This is a genomic window from Sphingomonas sp. (assembly GCF_965227385.1).
Taxonomy (GTDB): Bacteria; Pseudomonadota; Alphaproteobacteria; order Sphingomonadales; family Sphingomonadaceae; genus Sphingomonas.
This window is the reverse complement of the sequence record NZ_OZ245750.1, coordinates 911,539-926,432: the sequence shown is the minus strand read 5'-3', so window position 1 is coordinate 926,432 and position 14,894 is coordinate 911,539. Positions and strand designations below refer to the sequence as shown.

At 67.1% G+C, this 14,894-nt stretch carries 11 protein-coding genes; 6 read left to right on the top strand and 5 right to left on the bottom strand.

Features of this window, described 5'->3' with window-relative positions; genetic code table 11:
- Positions 1-12: 12 nt before the first annotated feature.
- On the bottom strand, positions 13-243 hold the full coding sequence (locus ACO05N_RS04430) for a zinc-finger domain-containing protein (protein ID WP_294015742.1): 231 nt from the start codon (positions 241-243) through the stop codon (positions 13-15).
- A gap of 104 nt (positions 244-347) precedes the next feature.
- Here ACO05N_RS04430 and ACO05N_RS04425 point away from each other — a divergent pair, with 104 nt between their 5' ends.
- A complete protein-coding gene (locus tag ACO05N_RS04425; RefSeq protein WP_422055974.1) occupies positions 348-1,274 on the top strand; it encodes an ABC transporter ATP-binding protein in 927 nt (308 codons plus the stop codon).
- On the opposite strand, the gene ACO05N_RS04420 is transcribed toward ACO05N_RS04425, so the two are convergent.
- Entirely contained in the window at positions 1,271-2,164 is an 894-nt protein-coding gene (locus ACO05N_RS04420; protein ID WP_422055973.1) for an alpha/beta hydrolase family esterase, read from the bottom strand. The genes ACO05N_RS04425 and ACO05N_RS04420 overlap by 4 nt on opposite strands.
- A 122-nt stretch (positions 2,165-2,286) precedes the next feature.
- Here ACO05N_RS04420 and nadB point away from each other — a divergent pair, with 122 nt between their 5' ends.
- From nadB to ACO05N_RS04395, 5 genes are all read left to right on the top strand, one after another.
- Complete coding sequence (gene nadB, locus ACO05N_RS04415; RefSeq protein WP_422055972.1) at positions 2,287-3,879, top strand: L-aspartate oxidase; 1,593 nt, start codon at positions 2,287-2,289, stop codon at positions 3,877-3,879.
- Positions 3,880-3,972: 93 nt separating this feature from the next.
- Positions 3,973-5,106: a serine hydrolase gene (locus tag ACO05N_RS04410; protein WP_422055971.1), complete on the top strand. Its 1,134-nt coding sequence runs from the start codon at positions 3,973-3,975 to the stop codon at positions 5,104-5,106.
- A 51-nt stretch (positions 5,107-5,157) separates the two neighbouring features.
- Positions 5,158-7,926: a DNA polymerase I gene (gene polA, locus ACO05N_RS04405; RefSeq protein WP_422055970.1), complete on the top strand. Its 2,769-nt coding sequence runs from the start codon at positions 5,158-5,160 to the stop codon at positions 7,924-7,926.
- On the top strand, positions 7,923-9,194 hold the full coding sequence (locus ACO05N_RS04400) for a cation:proton antiporter (RefSeq protein WP_422055969.1): 1,272 nt from the start codon (positions 7,923-7,925) through the stop codon (positions 9,192-9,194). The genes polA and ACO05N_RS04400 overlap by 4 nt, the downstream gene beginning before the upstream one ends.
- Positions 9,195-9,208: 14 nt before the next feature.
- A complete protein-coding gene (locus ACO05N_RS04395) occupies positions 9,209-10,693 on the top strand; it encodes a lipopolysaccharide biosynthesis protein (protein ID WP_422058702.1) in 1,485 nt (494 codons plus the stop codon).
- 145 nt (positions 10,694-10,838) lie between these two features.
- On the opposite strand, the gene purH is transcribed toward ACO05N_RS04395, so the two are convergent.
- From purH to rpe, 3 genes are read right to left on the bottom strand one after another with little or no spacing between them, the layout of a single operon-like run.
- Positions 10,839-12,410 (bottom strand): bifunctional phosphoribosylaminoimidazolecarboxamide formyltransferase/IMP cyclohydrolase, encoded by a 1,572-nt coding sequence (purH, locus tag ACO05N_RS04390; RefSeq protein WP_422055968.1) that lies wholly within the window; start codon positions 12,408-12,410, stop codon positions 10,839-10,841.
- 51 nt (positions 12,411-12,461) lie between these two features.
- Positions 12,462-14,219 (bottom strand): heparinase II/III family protein, encoded by a 1,758-nt coding sequence (locus ACO05N_RS04385; protein WP_422055967.1) that lies wholly within the window; start codon positions 14,217-14,219, stop codon positions 12,462-12,464.
- Entirely contained in the window at positions 14,216-14,875 is a 660-nt protein-coding gene (rpe, locus tag ACO05N_RS04380; RefSeq protein ID WP_422055966.1) for a ribulose-phosphate 3-epimerase, read from the bottom strand. The genes ACO05N_RS04385 and rpe overlap by 4 nt, the downstream gene beginning before the upstream one ends.
- Positions 14,876-14,894 lie beyond the last annotated feature (19 nt).

The following is a 14,894-nucleotide window of genomic DNA, read 5'->3' as shown; positions in this document are numbered from 1 at the left end:
AATATAGGCGGGTTAGACGCTCGCGCCAGACGCGATGTCGGGCAAATCGCTCTGGTCGGCGCCATCGGCGGGGCCGCCGATCAGGACGAAGCGGCGGTCGCAATAGCCGCAATCGACATAGCCATGCTCGTCGATCTGCAGAAACACGCGCGGATGGCCGAGCGCGGCGGGAATACCGGCATGCGCGCCGTCACAGGCGACGCGGGCGGTGGTGACGCGGGTGACTTCGGGCGGCGCGATCATGGGAGTGCGGTTAGCAAAGCGCTGGAGGGGCGGCAATGGCTTGTTGGGGTCGTTGGCGTGCGGATTCGCTTGCCAATCGCCGCGCACCGTCCCACTTCCGCGGCATGAGCGACGCGGCGATCGAGATCGACGGCCTTTCCAAGGTCTATTCCGGGGGCAAACAGGCCCTCGACAACGTCACCTTCACCGTGCCGCGCGGGCAGATTTTCGGTCTGCTGGGGCCGAATGGCGCGGGCAAGTCGACGCTGATCAACATTCTGGCGGGGCTGGTCAACAAGACCGGGGGCACGGCGCGGATCTGGGGATTCGACATCGATGCCAGCCCGCGCAACGCCAAGCGCGCGATCGGGATCGTCAATCAGGAGATCATGTTCGACCCTTTCTTCACGCCCGTCGAGACGCTGGAGATCCAGGCCGGGCTGTATGGCGTGCCGAAAGCCAAGCGGCGGTCGATGGAGCTGCTGCGCGCGGTGCATCTTGAGGACAAGGCGCGCGCCTATTCGCGGACGCTGTCGGGCGGCATGAAGCGGCGGCTGATGGTGGCGAAGGCGATGGTGCATTCGCCGCCGGTGCTGGTGCTCGACGAGCCGACCGCGGGCGTCGATATCGAACTGCGCCAGCAGCTCTGGGCCTATGTCCGCACGCTCAACGATCAGGGCGTGACGGTGGTGTTGACCACGCACTATCTGGAGGAAGCCGAGCAGCTGTGCGATCGCATCGCGATCATCAATCACGGCAAGCTGATCGCTAACGAACCGACGCGCGAACTGGTTGGCAAGACCCAGGAAAAGGCGGTCGAGGTGGTGGTCGACCGCGACATCGTCGACCTGCCCGCCAATGGCTGTTTCCAGAAGATCGAGGCAAAGGGCGAGCGGACTTTGGTCATCACCTATCGCAAGGACCGCGCGAATGCCGGTGAGGTGCTGGGCGCGGTGCAGGCGGCGGGGTTCGGCATCGTTGACGTCAGCACGCGCGAGGCGGACCTGGAGGACGTATTCCTGAGCCTGACGCGGGCGGCGAACGCCGCTTAGCGCCGGTAGCGCGCGAAGAAGCGCCACATTGCGTCATTGTCCGCGGTCCAGACATGGCCGCCGCCGCGCAGGATATGGGCCGCAACCTCGACGCGTGCGCGGCATTGGGTGTGGAGTCGTTCGTAGAGATTCGCGGCGAGATCGCGGCGCAGCGGGCCGGCGGTGCAGCCGTTGAGGCTGGCCCAGCGCGCCTCTGCGGCCTCCATCGTGTACTGCCAATAGCCTGCGCCACCGCCCTGCACCGGGTTGGTGCCATCGGCGTCGCCGGCAAAGGCGATCACCGGCATTGGGTGCTTGGGCGTGCAGGTGGCTGGGTCGGGGCGGGTCTTGTCGCTTGCCAGCGGGTTGCCGGCGCGCAGGCCCACGACCGGCGCGATCGCGGCGAAGCGGTCGGACCCGACGCAGCCGAGCCATGACGTCATTCGCCCGCCACCCGACAGGCCGGTGGCATAGACGCGCTTGGTGTCGGCACAGCCCTGCGCGGCCAGCCAGTCGATCGCGGTCTTGAGGAACGCCACGTCATCGGCATCGCCCGGGCCCGGCACCTTGCCGGTGACGGTGGGCACGCCCGGGATGTTCCAGACAAAGCCGCGCTCAACCGGGATGCCGGCATCGGGTGCCGCGACGAGGAAGCCGTGACGGTCGCTGCTCGCCTCCAGTTTGGATTGCGCGAGGATCGCGGCGCCGTCTCCACCACTACCATGCAGCGCAAACACCAGCGGGAGGCGACCCGCCGGTACATTTGCCGGGACATGGAGGAGCAGGCTGCGCCCGGTATCGCCGACCGTGACCCGTGCCGTGGTGCCGGGAGCGACCGGGCAGCCCGGGCCGGCGAATGCTGGCACAGTCGCGGCGAACAGGGCGGCAGCGGCAGCGAGGATCAGGCGCATCGGTATCTCCTTGTTATCCCCTCGCTATGGCCTGCGCCGTGATGCGGCAACCGCAGTGTGTTTGAAATCGCCGCGCTTTGTCGCATAGCGGCTCCTCGCCATCGGTGCGCAAAGGAACGAGATTGGCCCACGACCCCCATCAGTGCGACGTGCTTGTCATTGGATCGGGCGCCGCCGGGCTGACCGCCGCGCTCAACCTGGCCGAACGGTTCAAGGTGACCGTGCTGGCCAAGGGCGGGCTGGACGAAGGATCGACCGCCTGGGCGCAGGGCGGGATCGCCGCGGTGCTGGAACCGGGCGACACGTTCGAGGCGCATATCGAGGACACGATGATCGCCGGCGCGGGTCTGAACGACCGCGCGACGGTGGAGATGGTGGTCGAGAATGCCCCCGCCGCGATCCAGCGGCTGGTCGAGCTCGGCGTACCGTTCAACATGGACGGAAACGCCCTGCATCTGACGCGCGAGGGCGGGCATAGCGCGCGGCGCATCGTGCATGTCGATGACGCCACCGGTTGGGCGGTGCAGGTCGCGTTGATCCGCGCGGCGCAGGCGCATCCCAACATTACCCTTGTCCCCGACATGGTCGCGATCGACCTGGCAACCAGCCGCCATGAGCTGCGCTATTCGGGCGCTGGCAAGGTGTGGGGCGTCTATGCCGTCAACCGCGCCACCGGCAGCGTCGAGCTGTTCACCGCCAATGCGACAGTGCTGGCCACCGGCGGGGCGGGGCGCACCTATCTGTTCTCCACCGCACCAAAGGGGGCGACCGGCGACGGTATCGCGATGGCGTGGCGCGCGGGGTGCCGCATCTCGAACATGGAGATGATGCAGTTCCACCCGACCTGCCTCTATCACCTCGACGTCAAGAATTTCCTGATCACCGAAGCAGTGCGCGGCGAAGGCGGGCGGCTGATCAATCCGCAGACCGGCAAGCGCTTCATGGCGGATTATGATCCCGAGCGGATGGAGCTGGCACCGCGCGACGTGGTGGCGCGCGCGATCGACGCCGAGATCAAGCGCGATGGCCTCGATTACGTCCATCTCGACATCAGCCATATGCCGCCGGAGTTCGTGAAGGGGCATTTCCCCAACATCTTCGACAAGCTGATTGGCCTTGGCATCGACATGACCAGTGGGCCGATCCCGGTTGTGCCGGCCCAGCATTATACGTGCGGCGGGATCGTCATCGACCTCGACGGGCGCACCGACCTGCCCGGCCTCTATGCCGCAGGCGAGTGCAGCGAGAGCGGTCTGCATGGCGCAAACCGGCTCGCCAGCAACTCGCTGCTCGAATGTTTCGTGTTCGGCGAGGCGGCGGCGCGGCATATCGCGGCCAACTGGAACGACCTCCCCCCGCCGCCGCCGATCCGGCCCTGGGACGAAAGCCGCGTCACGGACTCGGACGAAGAGGTGGTGATCAAGCAGAACTGGACCGAGATCCGCCGGTTCATGTGGAACTATGTCGGCATCGTGCGCACCACCAAGCGGCTGGAACGCGCGGCGCACCGCATCAAGATGCTGAACGAGGAAGTCGCCGACTATTACGGCCATTTCCGCGTGACGCCGGACCTGATCGAGCTGCGCAACCTGCTCCAGTCGGCCGAGCTGATCGTGCGATCGGCGCTGCACCGGCGGGAGAGCCGGGGGCTGCACTATACGCTGGATTTCCCGGAAACGGACAGGAATGCGCAGGACACCGTATTGGTCCCCTGATTTTTTGGCTGAATCTTCACGCTTTGCCGCCATAATCCGCGCATTCGTCGCAGACGGTACCATTTGCCCTTGGCCAGGGTGCCGCGACGCAGCATGATCGCTTTGGGGAAGGGGCGGACCATCGTGTTGGGGATGCAGGAGTTTACGATTCTTCAGCGGGCAATGACATTGGCGGGCCTGGCGCCCGTATTGCTGATCGGCGCGGGCGTGCATCGCGACGACCTGCCGCAGGATCTGACTACGGCCAGCTATCGCGTATCCATGCCGATCCCGGCTGCGCCCAAGCCGCTTCCCGTCTTTCCTGCCCCCGCTGCTTTGACGACCACGATCGACGCGCTGGCGCGCGATTTCGGGGGGGTGGTCGGCATCTCCGTCCGCAGCCTCGAATGGGGTTGGCAGGTTGACGCCAATGGCGACCGCCGCATGCCGCAGCAGAGCGTGAGCAAATTATGGGTCGCGATGACCGTGCTCGATGCGCGCGACAAGGGGCGGCTGACCCTCGACGATCCGGTCGAATTGCGGCGCGAGCATCTGACCCTGTTCCATCAGCCGATCGCCTCGCTCGTCGTGCGCGACGGCGTGTATCGCACGACGGTGCGTGAGCTGCTGCTGCGTGCCATGCAGTCGAGCGACAATACCGCCAACGACCGGTTGCTGACGTTGGTCGGTGGGCCGCAGGCGGTGCGCGCGTTCATCGCCGACCGCGGGCTGGGTGAGATTCGCTTCGGTCCGGGCGAGCGGCTGCTGCAGGCGGGGACGGCCGGCCTGAGCTGGGATCCGCGTTATTCGATGGCTGGCGAGTTCCAGCGTGCGCGCGCAGCGCTGCCGCCGACGGTGCGGCGCGCAGCGTTCGATTCCTATGTTGCCGATCCGGTCGATGGCGCGGCACCCGCCGCGATCGCGCTCGCATTGGCGCGGCTCAAAGCGGGCGAGTTGCTGTCCGCCTCCTCCACCAGCTTCCTCACCAACGTCATGTCGGGCACGCGGACCGGCAAGGCGCGGCTGCGCGCTGCGGTCCCGGTGGGCTGGACTCTGGCGCACAAGACCGGCACCGGCCAGGACCTGGGCGGTCGCACTGCGGGGTTCAACGATATCGGCATCCTGACCGCGCCGGATGGAAAGGCCTATTCGGTTGCGGTGATGATCGGCGACACCCCGCGCCCGGTGCGTGAGCGGCAGCAGCTGATGCAGGCGGTGGTCGCTTCGGTCGTCGCCAACCACCGCTGAGACCTAGCTAAAAGAGTTTCTCCGTCCGGCGGCATGGGCTATCCCCGCGCCATGCCCCATCTGTACCTCGTCGACGGCTCGAGCTTCATCTTCCGCGCCTATCATGTGCTGCCCAAGCTGACCAACAAACATGGTGAGCCGGCCGGGGCGGTATATGGCTATGTGTCGATGCTGTGGAAGCTGGCGAGCGAGCTGCACAAGGCCGAGGGGCCGACGCATCTGGCGGTGATCCTCGACAAGAGCGAGCAGACGTTCCGCAACGAACTCTATGACCAGTACAAGGCGCATCGCCCGCCCGCGCCGGAAGACCTGCGCCCGCAATTCCCGATGATCCGCGACGCGACGCGCGCGTTCAGCCTGCCGTGCATTGAGGAGCTGGGCTGGGAGGCGGACGATCTGATCGCGTCCTATTCCAAGGCGGCGCTGGCGCAGGGGTGGCAGGTGACGATCGTCAGTTCCGACAAGGATCTGATGCAGTTGTTGACCGAGCCGGGCATCGACATGCTCGACACGATGAAGGACCGGCGCATGGGGCCGGAGGCGGTCGTCGAGAAGTTCGGGGTTGGGCCGGACAAATTGGGCGAGGTGCTGGCGCTGATGGGCGACAGCGTCGACAATGTGCCCGGCGTACCGGGGGTGGGGCCGAAGACTGCGGCCAAGCTGATCCTGGAGCATGGCGATGTCGAGGCCGTGCTGGCCGCCGCACCGACGATGAAGCCGGGCAAGCTGCGCGACAATCTGATCGAACATGCCGATATGGCGCGGCTGTCACGCAAGCTGGTCGCGCTGGCGGAAGATGTGCCGCTGCCCGAACCGCTCGACAGCTTTGTTCTCGACGGAATCCCGGATGCGCCGTTGCGCGCGTTCCTGGAGCATCACGGATTCAAGACGCTGCTCGCGCGGCTGGGTAGCGAGACGAGTTCGGTCGCCGATGCGCCGGTCGAGACGCATGAGGTGCCGGGGCTGGAGCCCGATCCGCCGTGCGATCACGATGGCTATGAAACGGTGGTGGATGAGGCGGCGCTCGACCGCTGGATCACCGTGGCGCGGCATCAGGGCTGGGTCGCGGTGGATACCGAGACGACCGGGACCGATGCGACCCGTGCGGAGCTGGTCGGGGTGAGCCTGGCGCTGCACCCCAATCTCGCCTGTTACATTCCGGTTGGCCATGGCGGGACCGACATGTTCGCGGAAAAGCCGGTGCAGCTCGACCGCGCGACGGTACTGGCCAAGCTCAAGCCGCTGCTGGAGGATCCGGCAGTGCTCAAGATCGGGCACAACCTCAAATATGACCTGATCATCCTTGGTCGACTGGGGATCGATGTCGCGCCGTTCGATGACACGATTGTGATGAGCTTCGACCTTGATGCCGGGCTGCACGGGCATGGCATGGACGAGCTGGCGGCGACGCACCTTGCGCACAGCTGCATCGCGTACAAGGACGTGACCGGGAGCGGAAAGAAGCAGATTGGGTTCGCCGAGGTCGATCTGAAGGCCGCAACCCGCTACGCCGCCGAGGACGCCGATGTGACGCTGCGGCTGTGGCGACGGTTGAAGCCGCGATTGGCCTATGAGAGCGCGACGCGGGTTTACGAGATGGTCGACCGGCCGCTGGTGCGCGTGATCGCCGATATGGAGCTGGCGGGGATCAAGGTCGATGCCGGGGTGCTGGCGCGGCTGTCGGACGATTTCTCGAAACAGATCGCGAAGCTCGAGGAAGAGATCCACGCCATCGCCGGGTTTAAATTTACCATCGGCAGCCCCAAACAACTCGGCGACGTGCTGTTCGACAAGATGGGGATCAAGGGCGGGCGCAAGGGCAAGTCGGGCGTCTATTCGACCGACGTCAACGAGCTGGAGCGGATCGCGGCGGACAAGGATTCACCGGGACACGAGATGGTGTTGAAGGTGCTCGACTGGCGCCAGCTGTCGAAGCTCAAATCCACCTATACCGACGCGCTGCAGGCACAGATCAACCCGGCGACCGGGCGGGTGCATACGAGTTACTCGCTGACCGGCGCGCAGACCGGGCGGCTGTCGTCGACCGACCCGAACCTCCAGAACATCCCGATCCGCACCGAGACGGGTCGGCAGATCCGCGACGCCTTTGTCGCCGAGCCGGGCAATGTCATCCTGTCGGCCGACTATTCGCAGATCGAATTGCGGCTGGCGGCGCATATCGCCGATGTGCCCGCGCTGCGCGAGGCGTTCGAACAGGGCGAGGACATTCACAACCGCACCGCGATGGAGCTGTTCGGCGAGGTCAACCGCGACACGCGCGGGCGGGCGAAGACGATCAACTTCGCGATCCTATATGGCATCAGTCGCTGGGGGCTGGCCGGGCGGCTCGACGTCACGCCGGACGAGGCGCAGGGGATGATCGACCGCTATTTCCAGAGCTTCCCCGGGATCAGCCGCTACATCGCCGACACCCTGAACGAGGCGAAGGCGCGCGGCTACACCACGACGCTGTTCGGGCGGAAGACGCACTTCACCCGGATCAATGCGCCCAACCAGAATGAGCGCGCGGGCAGCGAGCGCGCGGCGATCAACGCGCCCATCCAGGGGACGAGCGCCGACATCATCAAGCGCGCGATGGCACGGATGGGCCCGGCGCTGATCGAGGCGGGGCTGCCCAATGTCCGCATGCTGCTGCAGGTGCATGACGAACTGGTGTTCGAACTGCCCGAAGGCGATGTCGAGGCAGCGTCGGCGGTAATCCGCCGGGTCATGGAGACCGCGGCCGAGCCGGCGATCACGCTGACCGTGCCGCTGGGCGTCGAGATCGGCACCGGTCCGAGCTGGGGCGCGGCGCATTGACCGCAGCGGGGGCCAGCCTTGCGCCGCTGATCGACCTGTATATCCCGCTGCTGCTGGGCGCGGGCGTGCTGATCCTGATGGTCGCCTGGGTCCCGCTGCTGCTGGAAAAGGCGCCGCTGTCGCTGCCGATCCTGTGCGTCGGGGTCGGCGCGCTGGTGTTTTCGTTCGATCGCTTCGCGCCGTTCGCGCTGCACCCGATCGAGAGCCCGTTTCTGGTCGAGAAGGCGGCCGAGCTGATCGTCATCGTCTCGCTGATGGGGGCGGGGCTGAAAATCGATCGTGCGCTGAACTGGGCCAATTGGCGGTTGTGCGTGCGCCTGCTCGCGATCGCGATGCCGCTCACCATCCTGGCCCTGACCTTGGCTGGACAGGCGCTGCTCGGCGTCGGCGTGGCGACGGCGCTGTTGCTCGCCGCGTCGCTTGCCCCGACCGATCCGGTCCTCGCTTCGGATGTACAGATCGAGGAGCCGGGGTCGGCGAGCGACGATGAGGCGCGGTTCGCGCTGACGTCGGAGGCGGGACTGAACGACGCGCTCGCCTTTCCGTTCGTGCATCTCGCCATTGCCGTCGCGGCGGGCGGCTGGGCCGTCTCCAACCTGACGTCCTGGGCGCTGGACGCGGTGGTCATCCGCCTCGCCGTTGGTCTTGCGCTCGGCTGGGCCGGGGGCTGGGCGCTGGGCAAGATCATCTATCGCCTGCCCGCCGACACCAAATTGTCGCGCACTGGTGATGGCTTTGTTGCGCTGGGTGCGACGCTGGCGATCTATGCCGTGACCGAGTTGGCACATGGCTATGGCTTTCTAGCGGTGTTCGTCGCCGGGCTGATGCTGCGGCGCGCGGCCGGGGGCAGCGACTTCAATGCGCGGATGCATGATTTCGCCGACGAGACCGAACGGCTGTTGATGATGGCGCTGCTGGTCCTGTTCGGCGGCATGCTGAGCGCAGGCGGGTTGTTCGCGATGATCGGCTGGGCGGAGCTTGGCTTTGCGCTGGTCGCGATCTTCATCGTGCGGCCGCTTACGGGCTGGATCGCGCTGGCCGGGTGCCGCCTCGCGCCGTTCGAACGGCCGGTGATCGCCTTCTTCGGCATTCGCGGGCTGGGATCGGTCTTTTATTTCGCTTACGGGATCAACCATGGCCAGTTCGAGGAGCCGGTGCGTCTGTGGGGGGCGCTGGGCGTGGTGATCCTGATTTCGATTCTGCTGCACGGGACGACCGCGACCCCGGCAATGCGTCTGCTCGAGCGCGGTCGGGCGCGCGTCGCGTGAAGCCGAATGACGATATGAACGCGCTCGCCAAGGGCGGGCGGACCAATATCTTCGGCTTCTTCCTGCGCCTGCTCGCGCGGTTGCCGTTCCTGTTCATCGCCGGGCGGCTCTATGGCGCGGAGACGGTGGGGCGGTTTGCGCTTGCGGTGGTGGTGGTCGAGCTGGCGGCGTTGCTCGCTACCCTTGGCCTCAAGCGCGGGCTGGCGCAGGCGCTGGCATCGACCGACCGACCGCATGCCCATGTCGTGTGGGACGGAATGGTGGTGGCGTTCGTCGTCTCGATGATGGCGAGCGCGGTGCTGTTCATCTACCCGGACCTGATGTTCCCCAATAGCGGGACGACGGGGCTGGACCGCTATCTGGCGGTTATCGTGTTCGCAATCGCCTGGTCCGATGTCAGCCTCGCCGCGCTGGCCTATCGCCACAATGTGAAGGCCGCGGTGACCGCGCGCGCGATCGTCGAGCCGTGGACGATCAGCATCGCGGCCTGGGTGCTCTATTATGTGTCGGCGCGCGATGGCCTGATCATCGCCTATGTCCTGTCGATGGCAGCGGCGCTGGTCGCCAGCCTGGTGCCGTTCATCCGCAGCTATGGCCTGCCGCATGGCTGGTCGCCGCGCGTCACGCCGCTGCTCCAGCTTGCCCGGCGCAACATGCCGCTGGCGGGGGCGGATGCGCTGGAATGGGGATCGCGCAACATCGACCGCTTTATCCTCGGCCTGTTGTTCCCGCCGGCGATCGTCGGCATCTATTATATGGCGCAGCAGGTCTCCTCGATCCCGCAAAAGCTCAAGACCAGCTTCGATCCGGTGCTGGGGCCGGTGATCGCGCGCAATCTGGCGGCGGGCAACCGCATCGCCATCGCCAATCAGGTCAAGCAGGTCGGCTTCTGGATCATCACGCTGCAGGCCGCGCTGCTATTGATGGGCGGAATTCCGGCCGAGGGGGTGATGGGCGTGGTCGGGCCGCAATTCGTGGTCGGTGCCGGTGCCTTGTGCTTCCTGCTCGCGGCGGAAGTGGCGGCGACGCCCGGCGCGGTGGCGGAGGCGGGGCTGGTCTATATGGCGCGGCACCGCAATCTGATGGTGTCGATCCTGCTGCTCGGGTTCCAGGCTGCGTTGAGCTTTGCGCTGGTGTTCCAGATGCGCGCCATGGGGCTAGACGTGCATGTCCAGGCAGTCGGGCCGGCGGTGGCGCTGGTGCTGACGCTGGCGCTGGGGTCGACGATCAAATGCTGGATGCTGGCGCGGATGACCGGGGCGTCGGTGTTCAGCCTGCGCCCGGGTTTCGTCGCGGCGATTGTGGTTGCAGGCGCAGTCGGCTGGGCGTTCACGCAGCTGCCGCACCGGTTGGAGTGGCTCGAGCTGTCGGTCGGCGTGCCGGCGATCTTCATCGCCTATTTCGCGGTGATCGGGAAATGGGCGTTCGGCCCCGAGGATCGCGCGCTGTTCAAGAAGATGCCGAAGAGCGAACCGACGCTGCCCGACGAGAAGGTCTGACGCGACACTGGTCTGCTTCGCCAGTCGGGCACCCAACGCCAGTGTACCCTATGGGTGACCGGATGCGGGTAGCCCCGCAAAGTGTTACTTTGCGGGGACCCCTTGGGGGAGCGGGCCAGTGCCGCATCCGCGTCAGCGGATCAGATCAGTGCCGGAAGTGGCGCATCCCGGTGAAGGCCATGGCGAGGCCGGCTTCGTCCGCAGCGGCGATCACTTCATCGTCGCGGATCGATCCGCCAGGCTGGATCACGGCGGTGGCGCCAGCCTCGACCGCCGCGAGCAGGCCGTCGGCGAAGGGGAAGAAGGCGTCCGAGGCGACCGCGCTGCCGATCGTGCGCGGTTCCGCCCAGCCGGCCTTGTCGGCGGCGTCCTTGGCCTTCCACGCGGCGATGCGCGCGGATTCGAGGCGGTTCATCTGGCCCGCGCCGATGCCGGCGGTGCTGCCGCCCTTGGCGTAGACGATCGCGTTCGACTTGACGTGCTTGGCGACGGTCCAGGCGAACAGACAGTCGGTCAGCTCTTGCTCCGTGGGTGCGCGCTGGGTGACGACCTTGAGCGCGTCCCGCGTCACCTGGCCGTTATCGCGCGACTGGACCAATGCGCCGCCGGCGATGGTCTTGAGCATCAGGCCGGGACGGGCGGGATTGGGCAGTTCGCCGCAGATCAGCAGGCGCAGGTTCTTCTTGGCGGCGAAGATCGCCTTGGCCTCGTCGCTCGCGCCGGGCGCAACGACGACTTCAGTGAAGATGTCGGTGATCGCCTTTGCCGTCTCGGCATCGAGCGGACGGTTGAGGGCGATGATCCCTCCGAATGCGGAGACCGAATCGCACGCGAGCGCGGCCTTGTACGCGTCGACCAGGGTGTCGGCAGTCGCGACGCCGCATGGGTTGGCGTGCTTGACGATCACGACCGTCGGCGGGCCGTCGCGGAATTCGCTGACCAGCTCGAGCGCGGCGTCGGCGTCGTTGTAATTGTTGTAGCTCAGTTCCTTGCCCTGCAGCTGCTCGGCCTGGGCGATGCCCGGGGTGGCGGGGCCGGCGGGGAGGTAGAGCGCGGCGGACTGGTGCGGGTTTTCGCCATAGCGCAGTTCCTCGCCGCGCTTGAACACCAGGGGCAGCGTTTCGGGGAACCGCTCGCCCTGATCGGCGAAGGCGAACCAGCTGGCGATGGTCGAGTCGTACTGCGCGGTCAGGGCATAGGCCTTTGCGGCGAAGCGCTTGCGGTCTTCCAGCGTGGTTTCGCCGGCTGCGACCACGGAATAGTCGGCGGGATCGGTGACGATCGCGACGAAGGCGTGGTTCTTGGCCGCCGAGCGCACCATCGAGGGGCCGCCAATGTCGATATTCTCGATAATCTCGTCGCGGCTCGCGCCCTTGGCGACGGTCTGGGCGAAGGGGTAGAGGTTGACCACGACCAGGTCGATCATGCCGATCGCACGGTCGGCGGCCGATGCCATATGGCCTTCATCGTCGCGCACCGCGAGCAGGCCGCCATGCACCACCGGGTGCAGCGTCTTGACGCGGCCGTCCATCATCTCGGGGAAACCGGTGAGGTCGGAGATGTCGCGCACCTCCAGCCCCGCGTCGCGCAGCACCTTTGACGTGCCGCCGGTCGAGACGAGTTCGACCCCCTTGGCGGCGAGCGCCCGACCCAGTTCGACGATCCCGGTCTTGTCGGAAACCGAGAGGAGGGCGCGGCGGATGGTGATGTTGGTCATGGGCGCGCGCTCTAAAAGCCTGAGCCGCATCCCGCAATGGCGCGATTGTGCTTAACCGCCCTTGCGCGCCCGGTGAAACAGCCACGACACGCTCGAACCGCCGGTCAGTGCCTCGCCCGTCAACACAAGTTGTTGCGTTTCACGTGGAATTCCCTTGGCGTCGATCCACACGCTTTCCTCGATCGCCAGCGTCGCGCCGCGTGCGCGGAACTGCCAGACCGAGCCGGAGCGGGTGCGCAGCAGTGCGCCCGCTCCATCGGCGGTGGGGGTCGCCTCGACCGCGGGGTGGAGGTGGAAGCGCACGGTGAAGGGTACCGCGCCGCCCTTACCCCCGCGCTTGGTAGCGGGGAGCAGGCTGTCCTCGCCGCGCACGTCGCGGCCGTCGGTGCCGAGCGCGATGGTGCGCCGGTGGATCACGCCGTGGCGGCGGGCATAGCCGTCATGGCTGGCCTCGATCCGGCTGGCGGTATCGCTCTCGTTGCGGCTCAGCTCCATCTCGACCACGCCGCGGCCGAGCGTGCCGTCGGGGTGGATCGCGGTCGAGTTGCTGTCGCGCACGACCAGGGTGGAGTGGGCGGCGGTGGTCCGCAGCCCCTCGGTCAACGCGGCGGGCAGGCGCAGATCGGCATTGCGCGCGCCGCCGCAGCTGACCACGATCCGCTCGGCCCCGTCAGAGAACTCGAAGGCGAGGGTGGAGGCGCAGCCGCCCGCCATCACCCGCGCGATCGGCGGCGGGGCGGCGTCCATGATCAGCACCGTCCCCTGCTGGGCGAGCCGCTGATAGCCCCATTCATGCGCCTGGCGCAGCGGGCGGACGCGCGCACCGGTTGCCGCAATCGTCTGTTCGATCACGTCGCCGGAAATCGGGATACCACCCTGCCAGCTCGCGAGGCCACCATCGCCATGGCTGACGCCGAGCAGGGCGGAGACCATGCGGTCGATCGCGCTGGTGAGGAAGCCGGAGGGGTCGAGGCGGCGCGCGGCATAGGTCTCGCGCAGCAGCGTGAGCAGCTGGATCGCGTCGAGCAGTGCCGCGGGCGAGCGGCCGGTGATGCCGCCATCCTTGCTGACCGCGCCCGCTATTGCGCGGGACAGGCCGGTTTCGCCGAAGGAGCGGCGCGGGTCGCCGCCGGGGATCATCAGCCCGGCGGTGAGCACCCCGCACCAAGCGGCGATACGCGGCGCGCCGGTGGGCGCGCGATCGGCCGCGCGGTCGAGATGGCGGGCGCCGCGGGCGAGCGCGTGGAGGACGTTCGAGCGATAGACGAGGTCCGTGCTCGACAGGATCAGCGGCGCGTGCGCGGTCCAGAATTGCAGGCGGCGGCCCCACAGATCGGCGCGCCACGCGGGATCGGCGACCTTGCCGGCATGCGCCGCCAGCCAGCCGCGCATCAGCGCTTCGGCGATCGGTGCCGCCTGTTGCCGGGTGGCGACGGTGGACAGGTCGCGCAGCCAGGCGAAGCTGTGCAGATGCTCGCCAAAGGTGGCGGACCAGCCCGGCCGGGCGAAATCGAGCGCACTGACGTCATGGCTTTCGCCGCGGAACGTCAATTTGCCGTCGAGCAGCGCATTGCCGCGCGCGGGATCGCCCATGAACGGATCGTCGGTCACCGCAATCAGCTTGAGCGGGTGACGACCCTTCAGCCGCAGCGCGTGGATCGGGGTACGCCAGCTCAAGCGGAACAAAGTTTCGGAAATGCGGTCGGCCAGCGAGAGGCCACGATCGCCCCCGACCCGGATGAGCCGCTTGCCCTGCTCAATCCCGTCGCTGACCGCCCCGTCGGCGGGCTCATCCCCGCCAATGCTCACCCCGCCCGCAATGCTGCGATATTGTCGGCATAGGCCGACGGGCCGCCCTTGAACGCCGCCGTACCCGCGACGAGCGCGTCCGCGCCGGCGGCGATGACCCGCGCGGCGTTGCTGCGATCGACCCCGCCATCGACCTCAAGGTCAATCGCGCGGCCGCTGGTGTCGATTCGGGCGCGCAGGGCGGAAATCTTGGCCAGCTGGCTTTCGATGAACTTCTGACCGCCAAAGCCGGGGTTGACGCTCATCACGAGGATCAGGTCGACCAGGTCCATGACATGATCGACGACATTGACCGGGGTTGCCGGGTTGAGCACGACGCCAGCGCGCTTGCCGAGCGCCCTGATCGTCTGGAGCGTGCGGTGGAGATGCGGGCCGCTTTCGGGGTGGACCGACAGGCAGTCCGCGCCGGCCTCGGCAAACGCCTCCAGCATCGGATCGACCGGGGCGATCATCAAATGAACGTCGAACGGCTTGGCGCTGTGCGGGCGCAGCGCCTTGATGACGGCGGGGCCGATCGTGATGTTGGGCACGAAATGGCCGTCCATCACGTCGATATGGATCCAGTCGGCCCCGGCCGCGTCGATCGCGCGCACTTCCTCACCCAATTTGGCGAAATCGGCGGACAGGATGGACGGGGCGATACGGACCGGGTTCATAGCCTTTCCTTTATCACCT